20 protein-coding genes and 1 riboswitch are annotated in these 24,479 nt (G+C 40.0%); of the genes, 17 read left to right on the forward strand and 3 right to left on the reverse strand.

Annotated features, from left to right (window positions below; genetic code table 11):
- The first annotated feature begins 14 nt into the window (after window positions 1-14).
- From AAGS61_RS06505 to AAGS61_RS06535, 7 genes are all read left to right on the forward strand, one after another.
- Window positions 15-2,384 (forward strand): endonuclease MutS2, encoded by a 2,370-nt coding sequence (locus tag AAGS61_RS06505; RefSeq protein ID WP_391369003.1) that lies wholly within the window; start codon window positions 15-17, stop codon window positions 2,382-2,384.
- A 13-nt stretch (window positions 2,385-2,397) separates the two neighbouring features.
- Window positions 2,398-2,811 (forward strand): DUF350 domain-containing protein, encoded by a 414-nt coding sequence (locus AAGS61_RS06510; protein ID WP_391369006.1) that lies wholly within the window; start codon window positions 2,398-2,400, stop codon window positions 2,809-2,811.
- 797 nt (window positions 2,812-3,608) lie between these two features.
- Window positions 3,609-5,303, forward strand: coding sequence for a long-chain-fatty-acid--CoA ligase (locus tag AAGS61_RS06515; protein ID WP_391369009.1), 1,695 nt, complete (start codon window positions 3,609-3,611; stop codon window positions 5,301-5,303).
- A gap of 97 nt (window positions 5,304-5,400) precedes the next feature.
- Window positions 5,401-5,982 (forward strand): TetR/AcrR family transcriptional regulator, encoded by a 582-nt coding sequence (locus AAGS61_RS06520; protein WP_391369012.1) that lies wholly within the window; start codon window positions 5,401-5,403, stop codon window positions 5,980-5,982.
- A gap of 16 nt (window positions 5,983-5,998) precedes the next feature.
- Window positions 5,999-6,772 (forward strand): enoyl-CoA hydratase, encoded by a 774-nt coding sequence (locus AAGS61_RS06525; protein ID WP_391369015.1) that lies wholly within the window; start codon window positions 5,999-6,001, stop codon window positions 6,770-6,772.
- A gap of 24 nt (window positions 6,773-6,796) precedes the next feature.
- Window positions 6,797-7,570 (forward strand): electron transfer flavoprotein subunit beta/FixA family protein, encoded by a 774-nt coding sequence (locus AAGS61_RS06530; protein WP_391369018.1) that lies wholly within the window; start codon window positions 6,797-6,799, stop codon window positions 7,568-7,570.
- Between the two features lie 25 nt (window positions 7,571-7,595).
- Window positions 7,596-8,573 (forward strand): electron transfer flavoprotein subunit alpha/FixB family protein, encoded by a 978-nt coding sequence (locus AAGS61_RS06535; RefSeq protein WP_391369021.1) that lies wholly within the window; start codon window positions 7,596-7,598, stop codon window positions 8,571-8,573.
- Between the two features lie 73 nt (window positions 8,574-8,646).
- Here AAGS61_RS06535 and AAGS61_RS06540 read toward each other — a convergent pair whose 3' ends face one another.
- Both AAGS61_RS06540 and AAGS61_RS06545 read right to left on the reverse strand, forming a co-directional pair.
- Window positions 8,647-10,008, reverse strand: coding sequence for an aminotransferase class III-fold pyridoxal phosphate-dependent enzyme (locus tag AAGS61_RS06540; protein WP_391369024.1), 1,362 nt, complete (start codon window positions 10,006-10,008; stop codon window positions 8,647-8,649).
- A gap of 108 nt (window positions 10,009-10,116) precedes the next feature.
- The gene (locus tag AAGS61_RS06545) at window positions 10,117-11,289 is read right to left on the reverse strand and encodes a PucR family transcriptional regulator (protein ID WP_391369027.1); all 1,173 of its coding nucleotides are present in this window, start codon (window positions 11,287-11,289) and stop codon (window positions 10,117-10,119) included.
- Between the two features lie 155 nt (window positions 11,290-11,444).
- On the opposite strand from AAGS61_RS06545, the gene AAGS61_RS06550 reads away from it, so the two are divergent.
- From AAGS61_RS06550 to AAGS61_RS06590, 9 genes are all read left to right on the forward strand, one after another.
- On the forward strand, window positions 11,445-12,689 hold the full coding sequence (locus AAGS61_RS06550; protein WP_391369030.1) for a Zn-dependent hydrolase: 1,245 nt from the start codon (window positions 11,445-11,447) through the stop codon (window positions 12,687-12,689).
- Between the two features lie 17 nt (window positions 12,690-12,706).
- The gene (hydA, locus tag AAGS61_RS06555; RefSeq protein WP_391369033.1) at window positions 12,707-14,113 is read left to right on the forward strand and encodes a dihydropyrimidinase; all 1,407 of its coding nucleotides are present in this window, start codon (window positions 12,707-12,709) and stop codon (window positions 14,111-14,113) included.
- A gap of 27 nt (window positions 14,114-14,140) precedes the next feature.
- Window positions 14,141-15,508: an NAD(P)-dependent oxidoreductase gene (locus AAGS61_RS06560; protein WP_391369036.1), complete on the forward strand. Its 1,368-nt coding sequence runs from the start codon at window positions 14,141-14,143 to the stop codon at window positions 15,506-15,508.
- 22 nt (window positions 15,509-15,530) lie between these two features.
- Window positions 15,531-16,811, forward strand: a complete 1,281-nt coding sequence (gene preA, locus AAGS61_RS06565; RefSeq protein WP_391369039.1) for an NAD-dependent dihydropyrimidine dehydrogenase subunit PreA — start codon at window positions 15,531-15,533, stop codon at window positions 16,809-16,811.
- A 38-nt stretch (window positions 16,812-16,849) separates the two neighbouring features.
- Entirely contained in the window at window positions 16,850-18,346 is a 1,497-nt protein-coding gene (locus AAGS61_RS06570) for an NCS1 family transporter (protein ID WP_391369042.1), read from the forward strand.
- Between the two features lie 16 nt (window positions 18,347-18,362).
- On the forward strand, window positions 18,363-18,569 hold the full coding sequence (locus AAGS61_RS06575; protein ID WP_391369045.1) for a hypothetical protein: 207 nt from the start codon (window positions 18,363-18,365) through the stop codon (window positions 18,567-18,569).
- A gap of 753 nt (window positions 18,570-19,322) precedes the next feature.
- On the forward strand, window positions 19,323-19,637 hold the full coding sequence (gene trxA, locus AAGS61_RS06580) for a thioredoxin (protein ID WP_391369048.1): 315 nt from the start codon (window positions 19,323-19,325) through the stop codon (window positions 19,635-19,637).
- Between the two features lie 78 nt (window positions 19,638-19,715).
- Window positions 19,716-21,506, forward strand: coding sequence for an excinuclease ABC subunit UvrC (gene uvrC / locus AAGS61_RS06585; protein ID WP_391369050.1), 1,791 nt, complete (start codon window positions 19,716-19,718; stop codon window positions 21,504-21,506).
- 34 nt (window positions 21,507-21,540) lie between these two features.
- A riboswitch (Lysine riboswitch) is annotated at window positions 21,541-21,718 on the forward strand.
- A gap of 85 nt (window positions 21,719-21,803) precedes the next feature.
- Entirely contained in the window at window positions 21,804-23,018 is a 1,215-nt protein-coding gene (locus tag AAGS61_RS06590; protein WP_391369053.1) for an aspartate kinase, read from the forward strand.
- A gap of 139 nt (window positions 23,019-23,157) precedes the next feature.
- Here the strand turns inward: AAGS61_RS06590 and AAGS61_RS06595 are convergent, their stop codons facing one another.
- Window positions 23,158-23,574, reverse strand: coding sequence for a YslB family protein (locus AAGS61_RS06595; protein ID WP_391369055.1), 417 nt, complete (start codon window positions 23,572-23,574; stop codon window positions 23,158-23,160).
- 269 nt (window positions 23,575-23,843) lie between these two features.
- Between AAGS61_RS06595 and AAGS61_RS06600 the strand changes: the two genes are divergently transcribed.
- Entirely contained in the window at window positions 23,844-24,461 is a 618-nt protein-coding gene (locus AAGS61_RS06600) for a succinate dehydrogenase cytochrome b558 subunit (RefSeq protein WP_391369058.1), read from the forward strand.
- The last annotated feature ends 18 nt before the right edge of the window (window positions 24,462-24,479 follow it).

Here is a 24,479-nt window from a genome sequence, read left to right on the forward strand (position 1 = left end):
TGGAGGTGTTGTTCATGATCGCACAACGCGCATTGAAAACACTAGAGTTTGATAAAGTACGTCAGCAGGTGGCAACCTTCTGTACGTCTTCTATTGGGAAGCGTGCAATCGAGGAGTTAGTACCTGAAACGGATTTTCATACAGTCGTTGCCTTATTAGAAGAAATGGACGAGGGGCTAGCTATCCTTCGTGTGAAAGGCGATGTACCAATGGGCGGCATTTTTGATGTGCGCCCACATGCAAAGCGTGCACAAATTGGTGGGATGCTTAGCCCAATGGAATTAATGGAAATTGCGAGTACGATTCGAGCAAGTCGCATTTTACGCAATTTTATTGAAGACATTGAATCAGAAGATACAATCCAAATTCCACACTTTGTAGAACGTAAAGAGCAGATGCCTGTATTAACAGCATTACAACATGAAATCAATGATTGCATCGATGAAAATGGCGCAGTTTTGGATTCCGCAAGCTCAGCGTTACGTTCCATTCGTCAATCATTACGTGCGGAAGAAGCAAAAGTTCGCCAAAAATTAGAAAGCTTAATTCGTGGTTCGAATGCAGCGAAAATGCTGTCAGACGCTATTATTACGATTCGTAACGATCGATTTGTTATTCCCGTAAAACAAGAATACCGCGGTCATTACGGTGGGATTGTTCATGACCAATCTTCCTCTGGTCAAACGCTTTTTATTGAACCAGATGCTGTTGTACAAGCAAACAACGAAGTACAGCGTTTAAAAGTAAAAGAGCAAGCAGAAATTGAGCGCATTTTACTTGAACTTTCTGTAAAGGTACAAGAAGTAGCACATGATTTATTTGTATTAGTCGGCTTACTCGGTGAAATTGATGTAATTTTAGCAAAAGGGAAATATGGTCGAGCACATAAATGTACGATGCCGAAAATGAACGAACAAGGCTATACGCGTTTAGTGCGTGCACGTCATCCATTATTACCAATAGAAGAAGCCGTACCCAATACGATTGAATTTGGTCGAGAGGTAACAGCGATTGTTATTACAGGTCCTAATACAGGTGGTAAGACGGTTACATTAAAAACAGTTGGTTTATGTACAATTATGGCACAGTCTGGTTTACCAGTACCGGCACTAGATGGTTCAGAGCTTGCTGTTTTTGAACAAATCTTTGCAGATATTGGGGATGAACAATCGATTGAACAATCGCTATCTACATTTTCCTCTCATATGGTGAATATTGTTGATATTTTAGCGAAGTTTGATGATAAATCACTTGTATTATTTGATGAGCTTGGCGCTGGTACAGATCCACAAGAAGGGGCAGCACTCGCAATTTCCATTTTAGATGAAGTGGTAGGACGTGGTGCACGGGTAATGGCAACGACGCACTATCCAGAGTTAAAAGCGTATGGCTACAATCGTCCAAGTGTTGTCAACGCATCGGTCGAGTTTGATGTGGAGACACTTAGTCCGACATACCGCTTATTAATCGGTGTACCAGGTCGTTCAAATGCGTTTGAAATTTCGAAGCGACTCGGGTTAAATGAGCACATTATTACGCAAGCAAAATCATTTACAGGTACAGATCGGCATGAAGTAGAATCCATGATTGCTTCCTTAGAAGAAAGCCGCCTTCGTTCAGAGCGAGAGGCAGATGAGGCGCATGCCTTATTAGAAGAGGCACAGGGCATTCGTGCGCAGCTAGAGGAACGCTTACGTACGTATGATGAGAAAAAAGAAAGCCTAGAGAAAAAAGCAAAAGACAAGGCACGCCGAATCGTGGATGAAGCAAAAGCAGAAGCAGAAAAAATTATTGGCGAGCTGCGTGAAATGCAAAAGAATGCAAGTCGCATTGTCAAAGAACATGAATTAATTGATGCGAAAAAACGATTAGAGGAAGCTGCACCAAAAGAAGAAAACAAAGTATTGAAAAAGGTAGCAGCAGAACGTGAACGAGCACAAAGCTTAAAAGTGGGCGACGAAGTAAAAGTGTTAAGCTATGGCCAAAAGGGGACGCTCCTTGAAAAATCAGGCGATAGTGAATGGGTTGTGCAAATTGGTATTTTAAAAATGAAACTAGATGAGGCCGATTTACAATATGTGAAGCCTGAAAAAGAGCAAGTCACACGTACGGTAGCGAATGTAAAAAATCGCAATAGTCATGTGAAACTTGAACTCGACCTTCGAGGGGAACGATATGAAGATGCACTTTTACGCACAGAGAAATATTTAGATGATGCACTTTTAGCAAATTACCATCGCGTATCGATTATTCACGGGAAAGGAACTGGTGCATTACGTCAAGGGATTCAGCAGTTCTTGAAAACACATAAGCGTGTAAAATCATTCCGTTATGGTGAAGCGGGAGAAGGCGGCTTTGGTGTAACCGTAGTCGAATTAAAGTAAAAGGGGAGATTAGATGCTTGGTTCATCATTTTGGCAAAACCCTTTAGTTGAAACTGCCGGTTATTTTAGTGTAGTTGTTCTTTGTTTAGTTGTGGCAATGGTGTTATTTGAAGTCGTGACGAAATATAAAAATTGGCAAGAAATTAAAAACGGGAATGTTGCTGTAGCGCTTGCAACAGGCGGGAAAATTTTAGGGGTATGTAATATTTTTCGCTATTCCATTGAACGCCATTCCACACTTTTAGAAATGATTGGTTGGGGTTTATATGGGTTTGTATTATTGATTTTTGCATATATTTTATTTGAATTTTTAACGCCGAGCTTTAAAATTGATGAAGAAATTGAAAAGGACAATCGCTCTGTTGGATTTATTTCATTTACCATTTCATTAGGGTTGTCATTCATCATTGGCGCAAGCATTTTGTAGGAGAAGAAAAAATGGAAACATTATCAAAAGTATTAATCGTTGTGTGTATTCTTTTTGTAGTCATTGGGGTTTATTATTTAGTAAATGTATAAGCAGCAGACTAGTAGGTGACATTTATTTCATCTACTAGTTTTTTTGTTTTTAGTTATATGGGTGGTGAACGAAAAATAGCAGGTGTGTTTATTATACAAATAGTAGTAGATGGTAAGTGTGCTTTTTTAGTGGAATGGTTGATAAAGGATACTTGCGCGTTGATTGGAGCGGAGGCGACTCGACTCTAGCAGGAAAAGAAAGCGAGTCAGTCCTAGTGGCAATCAACATATCTGAAAAAATATTAGGTATGTTGATTATCAAAATATTTCCTGTATAGAAGCGTGGTTTTTTAGCAAAACGTGATCAAAAATGACTTGCCAGTTGATTGAAGCGGAATCGGCGAGACTCCTACGGGAATAGCATGAGCTGAAGACCCCGCAGGAGTGAGGTACGAGCGACGAGGAGGCTGAGGCCATGCCCGTGGAAAGCGAGCCGAATGGAGCGGAAATCAACGTTTCATAAGACTGTATTAATAATAAAAGGTAAATCAACACGCTTGAAAAAATATATTTCTAAAATAGCATTTCTAAGTGATGTGCTTCTTTCTATCGTTACTTAAGAAATGTTGTTTAACAAGAGAAAAAATACATATTCGAGCTAAAAATGAAAAATAAAGTAAAAAGTGTTTGAAACTACTTTCTTTTTTTATTATAATATTAAATAATCAGAAAATTAAAACGTTTGATTTGAGGGGAGAGAGGTTAATGACAGAGAGGGTATGGTTACAAAAGTATCCAGTACAAATTCCGCACGACATTGAAATCCCTGAAATTCCAGTTCAGCAATTTTTAACAGATGCTTATAAGACAAATTCAAGCAAGGTCGCCATTCATTTTTTAGGGAAGGATATCACCTATCAAGAGCTATATGAATCAGCATTAAGGTTTGCAAACTATTTACAAAGCTTAGGGGTGGAAAAGGGAGATCGTGTAGCAGTGATGCTGCCTAACTGTCCTCAGGCGGTTATTGCGTATTACGGTATTCTGTATGCAGGTGGAATTGTTGTACAGACAAACCCGCTATATACAGAGCGTGAATTGCAATATCAGATGGCTGATTCTGGTGCAAAGGTTATTTTAGCTTTGGACATTTTATATCCACGTATTACAAAGGTATTAAAAGAGACACAAATTGAAAATGTCATTGTGACAGGGATCAAAGATTATTTACCATTCCCTAAAAACCTTGTTTATCCGTTTATTCAAAAAAAGCAATATGGTTTTAGTGTGAAAGTAGAGCATAGTGGTATGAATCATTTATTTACAGAAATTATGCGTTCAGCACCATTAAAGGAATTATCTATACCATTTAATTTTGAAGAAGATTTAGCACTGTTACAATATACAGGTGGAACAACGGGCTTCCCAAAAGGTGTTATGTTAACACATAAAAACTTAGTTGCGAACACGATGATGTGTGATGCGTGGATGTACAAATGCCAAGCCGGTCAAGAGACGATTTTGGGCATTCTCCCATTCTTCCACGTTTACGGTATGACAACCGTACTTATTTTAGCAGTTATGACGAAAAATCGGATGGTATTAATGCCGAAGTTTGATGTAGAGGATACATTAAAAACGATTGATAAACAAAAACCAACATTGTTCCCAGGAGCACCGACAATCTATATTGCGTTATTAAATCATCCTGATATTGGAGAATATGATTTATCATCCATTAAAGCTTGTCTAAGTGGTTCGGCGCCGCTACCCGTTGAAATACAAGAAAAATTTGAAGAGGTTACAGGCGGTAAGCTTGTGGAAGGATATGGATTGACAGAGACTTCCCCAGTCACGCATGCAAACTTCATTTGGGACCATCGTGTAGTCGGGTCAGTCGGTGTACCTTGGCCAAACACAGATGCAGTCATTTTACTTGCTGGCGAAAGTGAACCATTACGACCTGGTGAAATCGGGGAAATTGCGGTGAAAGGGCCGCAAGTAATGAAAGGTTATTGGAATCGGCCAGAGGATACAGAGATGACATTTGCCGACGGTTGGTTTTTGACAGGAGATTTAGGGTATATGGATGAAAACGGTTACTTCTTTGTAGTAGATCGAAAGAAAGATATGATTATTGCAGGTGGATACAATATTTACCCACGTGAAGTAGAAGAAGTACTGTATGAGCATGATGCGATTCAAGAATGTGTTGTTGCAGGTATTCCAGATCCATATCGTGGTGAAACAGTGAAAGCTTATATTGTATTAAAAGAAGAGCATACTGTAACGGAAAAAGAGTTAAACGATCATTGTCGCCAAAGTTTAGCAGCATACAAAGTGCCACGTTTATATGAGTTTCGAGATGAACTACCAAAAACAGCAGTAGGTAAAATATTACGCCGTACATTAGTAGAAGAAGAAAAAGCGAAGTTAACTTTAAACAAAGAAGCAAAATAATAGAAGCGAGTTGTTGACAGATTGATGAACAAATTATAATATGAAAATATGAATGAATGGTCATTCATGTTTTCATATTTTTTTGGTGGTGAACAACTTGAAACGAGATAAACCCAAATATAAACAGATAATCGATGCAGCTGTTATAGCTATTGCAGAAAATGGCTATCACCAAGCACAAGTGTCGAAAATCGCCAAACAAGCTGGTGTTGCAGATGGAACGATTTATTTGTACTTCAAAAATAAAGAAGATATACTAATTTCTATATTTAATGAAAAAATGGGGCTTTTCGTAGAGAAATTACAAGATATAATTAAAAGTGGGAATAGTTCATCTGAAAAGCTAGCACAGATGATCGAAAACCATTTCGAAGTCTTAGCAAATGATCGTCATTTAGCAACCGTTACCCAATTAGAATTAAGACAGTCGAATAAAGAACTTCGTCTGAAGATCAATGCGATTCTAAAAGAGTACTTGATGCTTTTAGATCAAATCTTAATTGAGGGTATGCTTTCTGGTGAGTTCAACCCGACGATGGATGTCCGTCTTGCACGTCAAATGGTTTTTGGCACAGTAGACGAAATTACAACTACATGGGTCATGAATGAATACCGCTACGATTTGTTAGCGTTATCACCGAAAGTGGCACAGCTCGTGTTAAATGGGTTAAAAGCTTAAAAAGGGGTGTGGGAGAATGGAGTTTCTAAGTTGGAAAGTTGATGATGGTGTAGCTGTAGTATCAATGAGCCGACCACCAGCAAATGCGCTATCTCAAGGCTTAATCAATGAAGTAAATGAATTGCTAGATGCAGTGGAACATGATGAGGCTGTTCGCGTAATTGTGTTGCACGGTGAAGGGCGCTTTTTCTCAGCAGGAGCGGACATTAAAGAGTTTACAGATGTTCAAACTGGTGAAGAATTCGCAAAGCTAGCGAAAAATGGGCAATTTGTATTTGAACGTATAGAGACGTTCTCAAAACCAGTCATTGCTGCAATTCATGGCGCTGCACTTGGTGGTGGGCTTGAGCTAGCAATGAGCTGCCATATGCGCTTTGTTACAGAAAAAGCAAAGCTAGGCTTACCTGAATTACAGTTAGGACTTATTCCAGGTTTTGCAGGAACTCAACGTTTACCGCGCTATGTTGGCGTAGCCAAGGCGGCAGAAATGATGTTTACAAGTGATCCAATTTCAGGAGTAGAAGCGGTCCAGTGGGGATTAGCGAACCGTGCATATTCAGATGAGGACCTACTGCCAACAACGTTAGAAATCGCGAAAAAAATTGCAAAGAAGAGTCCAGTCGCATTGAAAGCAGCAATACATATGCTGCAATATTCAAAACCTGCATCATTCTTTGAGGGTGTTGCAGCGGAGGCGGAAAGCTTTGGTACAGTATTCGTATCAGCGGATGCTAAAGAAGGTATTCAAGCATTTATTGAAAAACGCGAGCCAGTATTTAAAGGCAAATAAATCAGCTTTCAGGAGGTCTGTAAAATGAATATTTATGTATTAGTAAAACGCACGTTTGACACAGAAGAAAAAATTGTTGTTTCAAATGGTAAAATTCAAGAAGATGGTGCTGAGTTCATCATCAACCCATACGATGAATATGCAATTGAAGAAGCAATTCAAAAACGTGATGCGCTAGGCGGTAAAGTAACAGTCGTTACAATCGGTGGCGAGGATGCTGAAAAGCAACTTCGTACAGCATTAGCAATGGGCGCTGATGAAGCGGTATTAATTAATACAGAAGATGATTTAGATGAGCTAGACCAATACTCTACAGCTTACATTCTAGCAGAGTATTTAAAAGATAAAGAGGCAGATTTAATTTTAGCTGGTAACGTAGCAATCGATGGTGGTTCTGGTCAAGTAGGCCCACGTTTAGCAGATTTACTAGGCATTAACTATGTAACAACAATTACAAGCCTAGAAATCGATGGCGGAACAGTAAAAATTGTACGTGACATTGAAGGAGATTCGGAAGTACTTGAAACTTCTTTACCATTATTAGTAACGGCACAGCAAGGCTTAAACGAGCCACGCTATCCTTCTTTACCAGGTATTATGAAGGCGAAGAAGAAGCCATTAGCAGAACTTGAGCTAGATGATTTAGATATCGACGAAGATGATGTTGAAGTGAAAGTAGAAACAGTTGAAATCTACTTACCACCTCAAAAAGCAGCAGGTCGTATTTTAGAAGGCGATTTACAAGATCAAGTAAAAGAGCTTGTAAATCTACTTCACACAGAAGCAAAGGTAGTCTAATAGACAGGTAATGGAGGGATAATCTATGTCAAACAAAGTATTAGTTTTAGCTGAAACGCGTGAAGGAAGTCTACGTAATGTATCATTTGAAGCAATCGCAGCAGGGAAGCAAATTGCTGACGGTGGTGAAGTAGTAACGGTATTAATTGGTGATGGTGTAGCAGGTGTTGCTAGCGATTTAATCGCTTACGGTGCAGATCGTGTTGTAACAGTGGAGCACCCACATTTAAAAACATATACTTCTGACGGCTTCAGCCAAGCATTCATGGCTGTTGTAGAGCAAGAAAAGCCAGAAGCAATCGTATTCGGTCATACAGCTTTAGGGAAAGATTTATCACCGAAAATTGCTTCTAAATTACAGTCAGGTTTAATTTCGGATGTGACAGAAATTGAAGGTGCTGGTGATGACGCAGTATTTATCCGCCCAATTTACTCTGGTAAAGCATTTGAAAAAGTGAAAGTAAAAGATGGGGTTGCATTTGTAACAATCCGTCCAAACAATATTGCATCACTAGAAAGAGATGCAGGTCGTTCTGGCGATGTATCTTCAATTACTGTAGATATTACAAACTTACGTACAATCATTAAAGAAGTAGTACGTAAATCAACAGACGGTGTAGATTTATCAGAGGCTAAAGTAGTAGTAGCTGGTGGTCGCGGTGTGAAATCAGAAGAAGGTTTCGAGCCATTAACAGAGCTTGCTAACTTACTAGGCGGTGCAGTGGGTGCATCTCGTGGTGCATGTGATGCAGAATACTGTGATTATTCCTTACAAATCGGTCAAACAGGTAAAGTTGTAACACCAGACCTTTATATTGCAGCTGGTATTTCAGGCGCGATTCAGCACTTAGCAGGTATGTCGAACTCTAAAGTCATCGTAGCCATCAACAAAGACCCAGAAGCAAATATCTTCAAAGTAGCTGACTATGGTATTGTTGGCGACTTATTCGAAGTCATTCCAATGTTAATCGAAGAGTTTAAAGCATTAAAAGTAAATGCTTAATTAGGCTCTATCAATAAGCAGTCTTAAAAGTAAAGGCATGCGTCGGTTTTAACCGACCATGCCTTTTTATCTTTTATGTTGTAACGACACCTTCCGCATCGATGATCGATTCAAATTCGGCGAGTGCCTCCTCGAATAAATCGAGCGCTGTGTTTAACTCATTTGCTGTAATCACTAAAGGGGGAGCGATGATGACAGAGGATTCATGACTGTACGTATAGAAACCACGCTCAATGAGTAAGCCCATAAAACGTTTCATAAAGCCACTAGGATCCACACCATAACCAAGGCTTAGCGGTAACATTGGCTCTTTCGTGTCTTTATCGCGCGTTAGCTCAACTGCTGCAAATAGACCAATTGACCGCACCTCTCCAACATATTTATGGGAGGCGATACGAGTTAAGCGTTTTTTCAATAGTTCCCCCATAGCAGCACAATTTTCAACAAGCTGCTCATCTTCTACCACTTGTAGGGCGGCACAACCAATTTGTGTGCACATCGTATGCCCGCTATATGTTAAGCCTGTCAGTAACAGTTCATCACCGAAGTGCTGTGCAATTTCTTCACTAACAATGACTCCGCCAAGTGGAGCATACCCCGATGTAACCCCTTTTGCGAATGTCATCATATCAGGTTGGAAATTAAAGTGATCAACAGCAAACATTTTCCCTGTGCGTCCAAAGCCTGTCATGACTTCATCGCAAATCAGTAGGATACCAAATTCATCACAAATAGCTCGTACACCTTCTAAATAGCCTGTTGGTGGAACGATGACCCCGTTACTGCCTGGGATTGGCTCCAAAACAATGGCGGCGATTGCATAAGGATTTTCATAGAGCACTTGCTGACGTAGCTTTTTTAAATAATAGTGTGTGACGGCTTCTTCGGATTCAAATGATACAGGTTCATGATAAGCATGCGGTACATCAAATTTGACAAAGCCACTTAAACCAGGCTCGGCACTGAAGCGACGCGTTTCACCTGTTAAATTCCCTGCGCCAAATGTTGCACCGTGATAAGAGCGATAGCGTGAAAAGATTTTTGTACGTCCTGTGACCATGCGTGCCATTTTAATCGCATGGTCATTTGCTTCTGCCCCGCCGCATGTAAAAAATACTTTTTGCATATTGGAAGGAGCTAGTGCAATAATGCGCGCTGCAAGGTCTGATTTTGGTTTTGTGGCAAAGCTAGGTGCAGCAAATGGGTACGTCCCTATTTCGCGGAACGCTTGTAAAACGGCAGGGTGTTGATGCCCGATATTTTGATACACAAGCTGTGAGGACATATCTAGATATTGCTTATCATGCTCATCCCAAAAATAAACACCTTGCGCTTTTGTCATCACCTTTGGGGTAATATGGTTTTGTCTGGACCAAGAATGAAGTACATGCGCCTTATCAGTTTGTTGAACTGTTTCATAATTATAATTTGTCATACGTAACACTCCATTTCATTGTAGGTTTGTATTCCTGACATCTATCGTATCAACTCTAAATATGGAAAACAATGAATATTCTGATAAAAAAGTTTGTGCAGATGCACATCACATACGATGTTTTAACACATCCTCGATTAAAAAGGCGAGATAGAGATTCGTTTTAGTAAACGTATTATTAAGGTTTATATCGAGTAACGTTTCAATTTTGTTTACTTTATAAAGTACGGTATTCCGATGAATGAAAGTACGTTGGCTAATGCGGTTTGTACTGCCGTTTTCTTCTAAATAAATGCGCAAAAACAAAATAAAATCTGTGTTATTCAATTCATCATAACGATACAGTCGCCCTAACATTTCTTGATGAAAATTTTCGAGTAATACGGGATTATCAATGCCCATAATAATTTGATAAGCCCCGATATCTTTATATTTATATAAATATTGATTGTTATGCAAGTTTGCAAGTTGAATAACAGTTAACGCCTCTTCGTAGCTTTTATGGATTTTCTCCAACGCTGTATAAAAACTCCCTATGCCAATGATGACATCTAGTTCACCGTATCTTTTTTCAATTCGATTATAAATAGAGGTGACGGTTTGAGAAAACGGAATATTGATTGTTTTAACACTTGTCCGATCGATTAAATAGATTAACTGATTTCGATATTGAAAATGAATAAAATGCTCGTAGCGTTGTTGGAATGCTGTTAAAACGAATGTAGCATAGCGTTGAATATTCGTAGCCTCACTTCTAGTTGCGCATACAATAATACCGTATTCAGCATGCTTCGGAAAGTTGAGTCGTTCTAGTGTTTCTGATAGATGGGTTGCATGATGTTGGTAGTGAAAGAGAAGCTGATTCATCGCTTGCTCTTCTAAGGAACGTTCTTGTTGATTGGTCGTAATAAATTGAAACGTTGCTTTTAATAAGTCTGTTACGCGGTGTTCCCACTCCATTTGGAAGAGCGGATATTCGTGTTCGTTAGCGAATTGAATAATACAATCCGGGATTTGAGCAATGTATGGACCAATATTAATAATGAATCCAGCCGTACGTTTATTGAAAGTTTGTTTGATAAGCCTTTGGAGAGCGTTTATATCATTTGCTATTAACACACCGGTTGTAACGACGAGCTCATTCGGTCTACAAAACATAGTCAGTTCCTCTTTTTCTACGATGTTTATACCATTCACTCTACGATAAATTCCGCTTTCACCTGCTATTAACCGAAGTTGTGGAAAAAGCGATGATTGCATCATTTGCGAAACCGTTGCCATACGCCCATCTCCTTTCTCTTATGACGTAAAATATAGCATTATACTTGTGCATATGCACATTTTTTTTCTTATTTTTTGACATATACGTAAGAAAATATGACATATATAATCTGTGATAAGCATTTACGAGTGTGTTAGAAGGGGGAGTGTGCGAAGTGTATAAGTGTAATCAGATTCGTTTACAGCAAACACTGGAACAGTTTAGCCAATTCGGTGCTACAGAAAATGGTGGAGTTACAAGACTTGCCTTATCCAAAGAAGACGTACTAGCAAGAGATTATTTTAAAAAATGCTGTGAGGAGCTCGGTATGGACGTCAAGGTAGATGATATGGCCAATATGTATGCCACGCTACCCGGCAAAAAAGATTTACCACCTATTGTGATGGGCTCACATTTAGATTCGGTTATTAAAGGTGGTCGTTTTGATGGGGTACTAGGTGTATTAACGGCACTAGAAGCGATCCGTACCATCCTTGATAATGACATCGAGCTAGATGCACCACTAACCATTGTGAATTATACAAATGAAGAAGGGGCACGCTTTGACCCAGCGATGATGAGTTCAGGAGTTCTGACAGGAAAGTTTGCGCGTGATGTGATGCTCCAGTCTACAGACAAAGAAGGGACAACTTTTGCACAAGCACTTGCACAAAGTGGCTATGAGGGAAGTGAAGAAAATCGATTACGAAATGCACTCGCTTATATTGAATTGCATATCGAGCAAGGCCCCGTACTAGAAGCGGAACATATTGAAATTGGTGTAGTTGAAGGGGTAAAGGGAATGGTCTGTTATGAAATTCGCATCAATGGTGAATCTAATCACGCTGGTTCAACACCAATGGGGATGCGTAAAGACCCGATGATGCTTGCGTCGAAGATTATGAACGAGTTGGATCAGAAGCTTGGGCAATTAGACGAAGAACTAGTCTACACATTTGGACGTATGAATGTGGCGCCAAATATTCATACCGTTATTCCGAGTGAAGTTGTTTTTACAATTGATTCTCGCCATAAAGATCCTGACGTGATGAACCAAGTAGAACATATATTACTTAGTCTTCAGGGGGAGGAAAATGGCTGTACCGTCCAGGCCGTGAAGCTATGGGGACGCGATACAGTACATTTCAATCCAAACATCTGTGATGAAATTGCAGCCGCATGTAAAAACTTCGGCTACTCATCGCTTCGTATGTATAGTGGACCGGGTCATGATGCTCAGTTTATCGCATCCATCGTACCTTCTGCGATGATTTTCGTTCCAAGTGTAAATGGTAAAAGTCACTGTGAAGAAGAGTTAACAAGCTATGAGGATTGTGCAAAAGGTGCTGATATTTTACTAGAAACAGTGTTAATGCTTCAAGCAAAACAAAGCTTAAATCAAACAGCCATTAGTAAATAGGAAGGTGGTTCATGTACATGAAAAAGGTCATTAAGGGCGGTAAAATTGCGACAGCAACAGATGTATTTGAGGCAGATGTATTAATCGAGGAAGGTGTCATTACACAAATTGCTAAAAGTATTGATGTAGCAGATGCAGAGGTCATTGATGCTACAGGCAAATATGTGATGCCAGGTGGAATCGACCCCCACACACATTTAGACATGCCTTTTAACAATACCGTGACAGATGATGACTGGGAATCCGGGACAATTGCAGCCGCTTTCGGTGGCACAACAACAATTCTAGATTTCTGTTTATCTGCTGGAGAGACGAAGTTAGCGGATGCTGTAGCGAAATGGCATGAAAAAGCAAAAGACAAAGCGGTGATTGACTACGGCTTCCATTTAATGATTACAGACTTTACACCTGAAACAGAAAAAGAACTACCAACTATTTTAAAGCAAGAAGGCATTACCTCGATCAAAGTATTCATGGCCTATGCGCGGGAGTTTCAATCATCTGACCGTACGTTATTTAAGGCATTTAAAATTGGCAAGGAAACAGATACGGTTGTGATGGTGCATTGTGAAAATGGTTCGGTCATTGATGAGTTAGTAGAAGAAGCGTTAGCAAACGGTCATACAGAACCCATTTACCATGCGTTAACACGTCCAGCAGCTGTTGAAGGAGAGGCAACAAAGCGAGCAATCGAATTAGCAAACATTGCAGGAGCAAAGTTATACGTAGTACATGTGACGTGTAAGGAAGCGGTAGATGAAATTATTAGAGCACGTGAAAAAGGCTACGATGTACTCGGTGAAACGTGTCCACCGTACTTAACGTTAGATCAATCAATGCTAGCAAAGCCAGACTTTGAAGGAGCAAAATACGTTTGGTCACCGCCGCTTCGCCCAGCGTATCACCAAGACATATTGTGGAATGCATTGAAAGCCAAACAATTGCAAACGATTGGCTCTGATCAATGTTCATTCAGCTTTAATGGTAAAAAGCAACTTGGTATCAATGATTTCTCTAAAATTCCAAACGGAGGGCCGTTTATCGAGGATCGTTTTGGCATTCTTTATTCAGAAGGAGTAGCAAAAGGGCGTATTACGGTGAATGAATTTGTTGAGATGATTTCCACAAGTGCAGCGAAAACATTTGGATTATTCCCGAAAAAAGGAACGATTGCAGTGGGCTCAGATGCAGATGTAGTGTTATTTGACCCAAATGTAAAACGCGTTATCTCTGCGGAAACACACCATATGAATGTCGACTACAACCCATATGAGGGATGGGAAGTAGCAGGTGAGGTACAAACGGTTCTTGTACGCGGGGAATATGTAATACAGGACAAAAAATTCGTCGGAACATTGGGCAACGGACAATATATTAAACGTAAACCAACTTCGAAACTAACAGAGCAACTTGCACTCAACTAATAAAAAAGATAGAGGGGTGAAGAACAAATGGCAATGATTCACGACAAGATGATTGCTGAGAAGTTAAAGAGAAATTTCGAGGAATTGGAGCCTGCATTAACGAGTTATGAAGCGATGGAAGAGGCAAATCGCTGCTTATATTGCTATGATGCAGCTTGCATAAAAGCATGCCCGACAAGTATTGATATTCCGAAGTTTATTAAAAAAATTGCATCTGGTAATTTAAAGGGCTCAGCATTAACGATTTTACAGGCTAATCCACTTGGGGCGAGCTGTGCACGTGTTTGTCCTACTGAAGAACTTTGTGAAGGAGCTTGTGTATTAAATCATCAGTCTAAACCGATTGATATAGGACGTTTGCAACGTTATGCAACCGATTGGGCGATGGCGTCTAGTGCTTCATTATTTAAAAAGGGTGCGCCTCAACAAAAACAGATTGCTATTGTCGGTACAGGTCCAGCAGGATTGGCTGCTGCACGTGAGTTAGCCTGTCTTGGCTATCAGGTCACGATGTATGAAGCAGAAGAACAAGCTGGGGGCTTAGGCCGCTATGGGATTGTGGCTTTCCGTCTACCGAATGACGTTGTCGAGTGGGAAGTAGAACAAATTACAAACTTAGGGGTTAAAATTCGGACGAATACAGTCGTCGGTCAACATATTTCGGTAGAGGAGATGTTAAGTCGCTATGATGCTGTAGTGTTAGCGGTCGGTATGGGGGCCGTTCCGAATCTAGGGATTAAAGGTGAGGATCTTACAGGCGTATATGATGCGATTTCATTTATTAAAGACACAAAACTAGACAATCTCACATCGGATTTAATCGGCAAGCGAGTGGCAGTCATCGGAGCAGGAAATACAGCGATTGATGGTGCGACAAGTGCCATTCGTTTAGGTGCGTCAAATGTCAAAATTCTCTATCGTCGTACGGAGGAAGAAATGACAGCTTATGAATTTGAATATGAATTTGCGAAGCAAGAAGGCGTTCAGTTTGAATGGTTGACAGCACCAGTCAAGATTATCGGCAATGACGATGGACAAGTGGTTGGGATTGAATGTGTGAAGATGATGCTTGGAGAGCCTGGTGCAGATGGTCGACAAAAACCAATACCGATTGAAGGTTCAGAGCACGTAATTGCAGTAGATGCTGTTATTAAAGCAATTGGACAATCGCGCTATACACAACTAATTGAAGCATTTGACCTAAAACACGAGTGGGGTGTTGTAACGGTTAACGAAGAAACGTTGCAAACATCAAATCCTAAGGTGTTTGCATGTGGAGACGTCATCTTCGGGAATGGGCAAGGAGAGGCGATGGTTGTGACGGCTGTCCAACAAGGGAAAGATGTAGCTTTAAATATTCATAATGTATTTCAAGCAACATCACAAAGCGTCTAGCACATAAAGAGGGGGGAACAAGATGGCAGATTTACGTATCAATCTAGCAGGCATTGAATCACCAAATCCGTTTTGGTTGGCATCTGCACCACCAACAAACTCAGGCTATCAAGTGCAGCGGGCATTCGAAGCTGGCTGGGGAGGGGCTGTTTGGAAGACGTTAGGGGACCCGATTTTAAATGTTTCCTCGCGCTTTGCAGCAGTCAACTTTAATGGTCAACGTGTAGCAGGCTTTAATAATATTGAGCTCATTACAGATCGACCACTTGAAGTGAATTTAAAAGAAATTTATGAGACAAAAAAACGATTTCCAAACCATACGATTATTGCTTCGTTAATGGTGGAACCGAAGCGAGAAAAATGGCATGAAATTGTGAAACGAGTAGAAGATGTCGGTGTGGATGGATTTGAGTTAAATTTCGGTTGCCCGCATGGGATGGCTGAACGAGGAATGGGTTCTGCATCAGGGCAAGTGCCAGAATTAGTAGAGAAGCAAACATACTGGGCAAAAGAAGCAGCGAAATCGCCTGTTATTGTCAAGCTGACGCCAAATATTACAGATATTACTGTAACGGCAGAAGCAGCGGTTGCAGGAGGCGCAGATGCCATTAGTATGATCAATACCATTAATAGTTTAGCAGGGGTAGATTTAGATTCTTGGAATACGATCCCTCATGTTGCTGGAAAAGGAGCGCATGGGGGGTACTGTGGTCCAGCTGTAAAGCCAATCGCCCTGAATATGGTAGCTGAATGTGCACGAAACCCCCGTATTCATGTGCCGATTTCAGGAATAGGTGGCATATCTACTTGGCGTGATGCAGCAGAATTCATGTTAATGGGCTCGAGCTGTGTACAGGTTTGTACGGCTGCCATGCATCATGGATTTAGCATTGTGGAAGATATGATTGAGGGACTGAGTAATTACTTAGACGAAAAAGGGTTAGCCTCAGCGATGGATTTAGTGGGTCGTTCTGTTGCACGTTACTCGGATTGGGGGAATCTAGACCTCAACTATCAAATTGTCGCCCAAATTAATAATGATGTATGTATTAATTGCAACAAGTGCCATATTGCTTGTGAAGATACGTCGCACCAATGTATTGATCTTTATACAGAAAATGGTCGTCCGATGTTAAAAGTCCGTGAAGATGATTGTGTTGGTTGTAATCTTTGTTCGATTGTTTGCCCTGTCGATGGTGCGATTACAATGGTCGAGAAGAAAAATACATTGCCGCCAATGACATGGAATGAGCGTCAAGCGATTATGAGTAGGTTTACGCCAACGACAAATGTAAAGTCGTAGAGTGCCCGCTGAAAACTTCATAAAGGGGAGTCATCAATATGGAGAGTAAAGGAAACTATTTAAAGTCGCCCGATTTATTGCCTGTGACACATGGAAAACGTGTAATTAGCCCGTTTGGTTTTTCTGTTATTTGGGTAGGAATGGCAATCGTATTAGCTGCTTTTGCTATAGGCGGTGGGGGAATTATTCATTTACCGCTACCGTATGTGATTTTAGCAACGTTGATCGGATCAGTAGCTATTGGGATTTTTATGACTCTAATTGGTGACATTGGTGTTGAACATGGGATTTCCTTTCCAGTATATATGCGTGCCCCCTTTGGTACGATTGGTACACATTTTCCATCTGTGATGCGAGCATTTACAGCAGCCTGTTGGTTCGGGATTAACTCTTATTTCGGTTCAACGGCCATCAACGGCATTTTAAATTTATTATTCGGTTTTGATAACTGGATTTTATGTTTTATTATCTTTGTGACATTGCAATTAATTAACACGTCACTCGGTATTAAATCGATTGAACGCTTTGCTGATTTAGCAGCACCGATCATCATTTTAATTTCGTGTTGGATGTATATTACATTGGCTGATAACGCAACAGCTCAAGGAAAAGACATTTGGAGTTGGGTCGAGTCACCAGTCACGGGAGTAGCAGGCTTTACGGCGTTTATGGTAGTCGTCATGGCCAATATGGGCTTCTGGGCAACATTAGCAGCGGATATGCCTTCGTTATCTCGCTTCTTTAAAGCACCGAAAAATGAACGAAATTGGTTTAAACGCAATAAAACACAATTAATGGGTTCACTTATTATCATGCCAATTACAAATACGTTTATGGTAGCCATTGGTGCCATTTGTTATATGGCTGTATCAACTGCTGATCCGATTACAGCATTGCAATCCAGTGCAAACGGGATCGTTTTAGGGGTATTACTGTTAATGATTGTGTTAGCACAGTGGTCAACAAATACTTCTGCAAACGTTATTCCAGCAGCGACAGTTTTCTCCAATGTGGGCGGTCCGAAAGTTCCGTTCTGGGTAGGGGTTATCATTACAGGGATTATCGGGACAATTGTTCAACCTTGGAGTTTATTTGATATTTTAAATAGTGTTCTCTTAATTATTGGTGGCATTTTAACCGCAATTGTAGGGATTTTATTCGCTGATTATTATTTAATACGAAAGCGTCGGATCAATGTCCATGCACTGTACGAATTAGACGGACAGTTTAAATATTTTAAAGGATTTAATTTTGCTGGTTTAATTGCATGGGCTATTGGTGGCGGTGTTGCGAACATGTTTCCTACGTACTCATCACTGATTGGCTTCTTTTTAGGAGCAGCGGTCTATTATGTGCTTGCAAAATATTGGTGGTTTGTGAAGTATCCACAAAAGGAAATTAATAATCCGAGTGATGAGTTGTATTTAGGGATAACAGCAGGGAACGACTGGGAGATTGATAAAAAAGTGTATCAAGAGCCAGAACCGAACCTCGAATCAGAAACACTAAATCCACCTGTAGGGCAAGAACAATAGAAAGGAGTAGAGACCGATGTCATCGCATAGTGAAGTGTTACAAGAAATCGCGCAGCTGGATGTATTGTTAGCGCAAGGTTATAAGATGAAGTGCGTCTACGAAAATTTAAGTGGTACATTTATAGAATTACAATGCGAAGCCGATACGACTACGTTACAACTCTTAACAGCAGACGCCCGCAAATATCTTGCTGTGAAACTACGGGAAACGATGATTGCCTAATGAATAAGGTGATTGTTTGTTAAATGAATAATCAATAAATTATAAAGACTGTAGACAACTTTGATTTATTTTTAAAAAGCTGTATAAGTGTTTTATCATAGCCTCCGCGCTTTGCCACAGCCTACACAGGAGCTAAAACAGGCGTGGCCTGTTTGGATCTCCTGTTCCTGCTCCTGACGCTTGCGCTTTCGTCGCAAAGAAAATCTTGGCTCCTGTGGCGATGGCGCGCTACGGCAAAAGTGAATACTTCTCGATATACTAGAAAAACATTTCTCTTCTCTAAAAGAAATCATTTTCTTTCTATTGCAAGTATAATTGCCCAGCCTCTGCCGTGATGGATGAGAATTTTTCTTTATTTTTAGCAACTGATTATTGTATTCAACCAAGTGTGTTGATTAACAAAATATTTCCTTTATAGAAGCATTTTTTTAGAAAAACGTGATCAAAAATGACTTGCCAGTTGATTGAAGCGGAATCGGCGAGACTCCTACGGGAATAGCATGAGCTGAAGACCCCGCAGGAGCGAGGTACGAGCGACGAGGAGGCTGAGGCCATGCCCGTGGAAAGCGAGCCGAATGGAGCGGAAATCAACGTTTCACACGACTCTATAAAGGTAAATCAACACGCTTGTTAAGATAATAATATCCTTATGGACATTTTGCCAAAACGTTTTAGTTAGAGCAGAATAATTCCAATTTATAAAATGAACATGCTATACTACAAGCATATGTATTATGAAGGAGGCTATTTAAAATGGCAATTGTACAAGGTACAGATTCAAACTTTCAACAAGAAATCGCTGAGGGCGTAGTGTTAGTAGACTTCTGGGCTGCTTGGTGCGGACCATGTAAAATGATCGCTCCAGTGTTAGAAGAAGTAGACGCTGAAATCGGTAACGAAGTGAAAATCGTAAAAGTAGATGTGGATAATAACCAAGGAACTGCTGGTGAATATGGCATTATGTCAATCCCATCATTATTATTATTCGTTGATGGCGAATTAAAAGCAAAAACTGCTGGCTTTATGCCAAAAGAAGCGTTAATTGATTTCATTAACGACAACAAATAATCATAATAACTATACAAGTCGAGTACAAACACGTGCTCGGCTTTTTTTCATGCATTATAATAGGCAGTAGGTGATGATATGAATGATTTAATTAAAAATAAGTTAGCGATTCTTCCGGATGAGCCAGGCTGTTATATTATGAAAGATCGTCAAGGAACGATTATTTATGTCGGCAAGGCAAAAAAATTAAAAAATCGTGTACGCTCTTATTTTAATGGCTCTCATGATGGAAAAACAGCTCGTCTTGTCAGTGAAATTGAAGACTTTGAATACATGGTAACAACCTCTGAGCTTGAAGCTTTAATACTAGAGCTAAATCTGATTAAGTTACACGACCCAAAATATAATATCCGGCTGACAGATGATAAAACATATCCCTATATCAAAATTACAAACGAAAAATATCCACGTATTATTACAACACGTAAAATCAAAAAAGATAAGGCTCGTTATTTTGGTCCTTATCCTAATGCTTTTGCAGCGAACGAAACACGGAAAATGCTAGACCGTATTTACCCGCTCCGAAAATGTGCACAGTTACCAAGCCAAGTGTGCTTGTATTATCATATGGGGCAGTGTCTTGCGCCTTGTGTCAAGGATATCGACAAAAAAGTGTACGACGAAATGATCGAGGACATTTCCAAATTTTTAAATGGCGGCTATGAAGAGGTCAAAAAAGATTTGGAAGTAAAAATGCTTGAAGCGGCAGAAAAGCTTGAGTTCGAGCGAGCAAAAGAGCTACGCGATCAAATCGCCCATATTGAAACGGTTATGCAAAAGCAAAAAATTATTTCGGATGATTTATCAAATCGCGATGTATTTGGTTATGCAGTGGAAAAAGGGTGGATGTGTGTACAAGTATTTTTTGTGCGTCAAGGAAAATTAATTGAACGTGACGTATCGATTTTCCCTGTGTATCGTGATCCGGAAGATGAATTCTTAACGTTTGTTGGGCGATTTTATGAATCGCCGCAACATTTAAAGCCGAAAGAGATTTTTATTCCCCATACAATTGATGGAACACTCCTTGAACAGGTATTAGATGTTAAAGTGATGACGCCAAAGCGTGGACAGAAAAAAGAACTTGTGGAGATGGCGACAAAAAATGCGCAAATTGCCATTCATGAGAAGTTTCAATTGATCGAAAGACAAGAAGAACGAACGATTGGTGCATGTGAGGCATTAGGGGATGCATTAAATATTTCAACGCCTCTCCGAATTGAAGCGTTTGACAATAGTCATATGCACGGCGCTGACCCTGTTTCGGCAATGGTTGTATTTATTGATGGGAAACCAGCGAAAAAGGAATATCGCAAATATAAAACGAAAGAAGCAGCAAAGCATGATGATTACGGGGCGATGGAGGAAGTGATTCGGCGCCGGTATATACGTGTACTGAAAGAACATTTACCTTTACCGGATTTAATTATCGTCGACGGTGGAAAAGGACAAATGGAAGTAGCGCGTAGTGTATTACAAAATGAGCTTGGCTTAGTCATTCCGATTGCGGGACTTGCAAAAGATGAAAAGCACAATACATCACAGTTATTATTTGGTGATCCACCTGTATCGGTTGACATGAAACGGACGAGTGATGGCTTTTATTTATTGCAGCGTATTCAAGATGAGGTTCATCGTTTTGCTATTACATTTCTTCGTCAACAACACCAGACAAATGCAATTCAATCCGTGCTGGATCATATAGAAGGTATCGGTCCAAAGCGAAAGCAACAACTGCTAAAACACTTTGGGTCAGTGAAAAAAGTACGTGAGGCAAGTATCGATCAATTAATGGAAGCGGGCATGCCGAAAGCACAAGCAACTAACATTTTTCAGTATTTTCAAAATGAAGCGTTGAAAAAACAGTAGGCGTATGCTACGCTTACAACATAAATTCATATTGAGTAAAGGTAGAGGCGCGGGTTTCAAAAGTATCGCTTGTGAGGAGGAACAACTCCAGTGAGCAAGTGTGAAAGGGGAAGCCGCCGAAGTGACTAACCGTTGTTTCCGATTAGTTGCTGGTTTGGCATTTAAAAAATGTCAAACTGTCAGAATGTACATTCTGGAGAGCTATCTCAAGCAAACTTTTTCGTTATAATCGTTTACTGAGGCGGCTTTTCATATTAGTGAAAAGCCGCCTTTTTGTATAAGAAAGGGTGTGGACAAATGAGCAGTATTGTTATGAAATTTGGTGGACCAGCTGTTGCAACGCCAGAGAAAATGCAAGCAATTGCAAGGCGGGCAATAGAAGAACAAGGGAAAGGATTACATGTGGTGATCGTCATTTCACCAATGGCAACCATTCGCCGCGAGTTGCAGGCATACGCAGCAGAGCTTTCAGATAATCCAGTAAAACGTGAGCAGGATGTTTTATTAGCAGCAGAGGCACAAATGACGAGTGCGTTGTTATCCATTGCCATTACGGAACAAGGTGGTAAAGCCGTATCACTTGCAGGATGGCAAACAGGAGTTGCAACGGATAGCTTACATAATAATGCACGTATTGAAGCAGTGAAGACTCAGCGCATTTACAAACATTTTGAGCAAGGGGAAATTGTCGTGATTGCAGGCTCCCAAGGTGTAGATAGCCATGAAAATATAACGACATTTGGCAAAGGTGGTTCAGAAACAACGGCTGTAGCGGTTGCCGCCGCGATTAATGCGGAACGTGTAGATATGTATACAACTGTAGATGGTATTTATACCGCTGACCCTCACATTGTCCCCAATGCCAAAAAATTAAAAGAGTTATCATATGATGAAATGTTGGAATTAGCCAATTTAGGGGCAATGATTATTCATCCACGAGCAGTAGAGCTAGCGAAAAAATATAACATACCAGTAGTTGTTCGCTCCAGTACAGTGAATGTGGAAGGGACATTGTTAAAGGAGGAAGTGGAGATGGAGAAAAATTTAGTTGTGCGCGGCATTGCCTATGAGTCAGATATTATTCGATTAACAGTTGGCTATGATTCATATGAGGAAGCATCGTTAGCTGATATTTTTACCGTACTAGCGAACAATGGCATTAATGTCGATATTATTGTACAGGCTGTCATTGATAAGGTAAAACCAACAATCTCATTCTCGATTGAAAAAGAACAATTTGCAGAAAGCTTACGCGTATTAGAATCTAGTAAGCTATCACTTGGTTTTAGCTTTGCGGATTTTGAAGTAGGGTTAGCGAAAGTATCGATTGTTGGATCGGGTATGGTATCTCATCCAGGTATAGCAGCTCGTATGTTTACGCGACTGAGCAGAGAAGGAATTGACGTAAAAATGGTCAGTACTTCTGAAATTAAAGTGTCAGTCGTTGTACCGCAAGAAGATATGATAAGGGCAGCCAATGCATTACACGAGGAATTTAATTTAACTATATAATAGAAGATAGCTACAAAATTGACAGAAAATTCCCTCATTTTGTAGCTATTTTAATGATAAAATAGGGAGTTTCTTCTATATTAATATGACATATATTTCCGATTAGATTTGATACTTGTAGTATGTTCGCTAATTTAAGTTATTTAATCGGCTCTTTTAAGTCCCATTTCAGATTAAATGTCACAGTCCCGTGCTTAATATTTTTTTCCTCATAACATTCTGTTAAATAGCCGTTTAGTTTTTGTGTTTGTTCCGCTAAGAAACCAGCCTCGATTCGAAAACAGCGCTCTTCGAATTTTAAAATATCTGCATCCCCGATTAGAAGAAATATGGCGAAATCTTTCCCTTCTTTTTCAAGCGATAATGATCCCCAACCAGCTTGTTCAAAAAAGCTTGCTGCTTCTGCCATTGAAAAGAGGGGGAATTTCCGAGCGAGCTCTTTACCAGCCCAATAAAGAACCTCTTCTTCGTGTTTTCCTAAAACAGAACGCAATATATTATCGCGAATTAATTCATAGCCGAAAGTTGGAATCGTTTTCATATTGCTATCATTCATTTCCAAAACCCCTATCTTAAATTTTCTTATTTTTTAGACTAATTATTAAGTGAATAAATTAATAATAGAAAAATTGTACTTAAGCCAGCTAAAATTAACTTTATTCGTATGTGCTAAATGATGCAGAGTGCCTTGACGCTTGTATGGCGAGGGAGTACAATGGACATGTCATAATATTGTACCATGATGAAATACGCAGTCAATGTGTTACAAATTACAAAGTGTTGACAATTAAATGCGTGTTTTAAGTACTAAGGGGGGTAACAATCTTGTCGAAAGATCGTGAGTTTTTATGGCGCCGGTTACACTCGCTACTTGGGGTTATTCCAGTAGGTTTGTTCTTGGTGTTCCACTTATCACTGAACTTCACTGCAGTTGGTGGTGAAGAAGCTTACAATAATGCTACAGGAGCTATGGAATTAGTTCCACACTCATTATTGTTATTAATGGAATGGGTGATTATTTATATCCCATTATTGTTCCATGCATTCTACGGAATCTACATTGCATTTACTGCAACGAATAACACAAAACGCTTTGGCACATTCCGTAACTGGGCGTTCCGTATTCAACGTATCACTGGTATTTTCTTAGTTATTTTCATTGCATGGCATATTTTCCAAACACGTGTTCAAAAGGCATTTGGAGCTGAAGTTAACTGGGATATGATGGCTGAAATCGCGGACAACCCTGCGATGTTAGTATTCTATATCGTAGGTATCTTGTCTGCTACATTCCACTTAGCAAACGGTTTATGGTCGTTCTTAGTAAGCTGGGGTATTACGCAATCTCCATCATCTCAAAAAGTCGTTACTTACATTTCAATGATTTTCTTCGTTCTTTTATCAATCATGGGTGTAGTAGCAATCGTATCATTTGCAATTTAGTAGCTGAACTAGAGAAAA

This window comes from Lysinibacillus sp. KU-BSD001 (assembly GCF_042920265.1).
Lineage (GTDB): Bacteria > Bacillota > Bacilli > Bacillales_A > Planococcaceae > Lysinibacillus_B.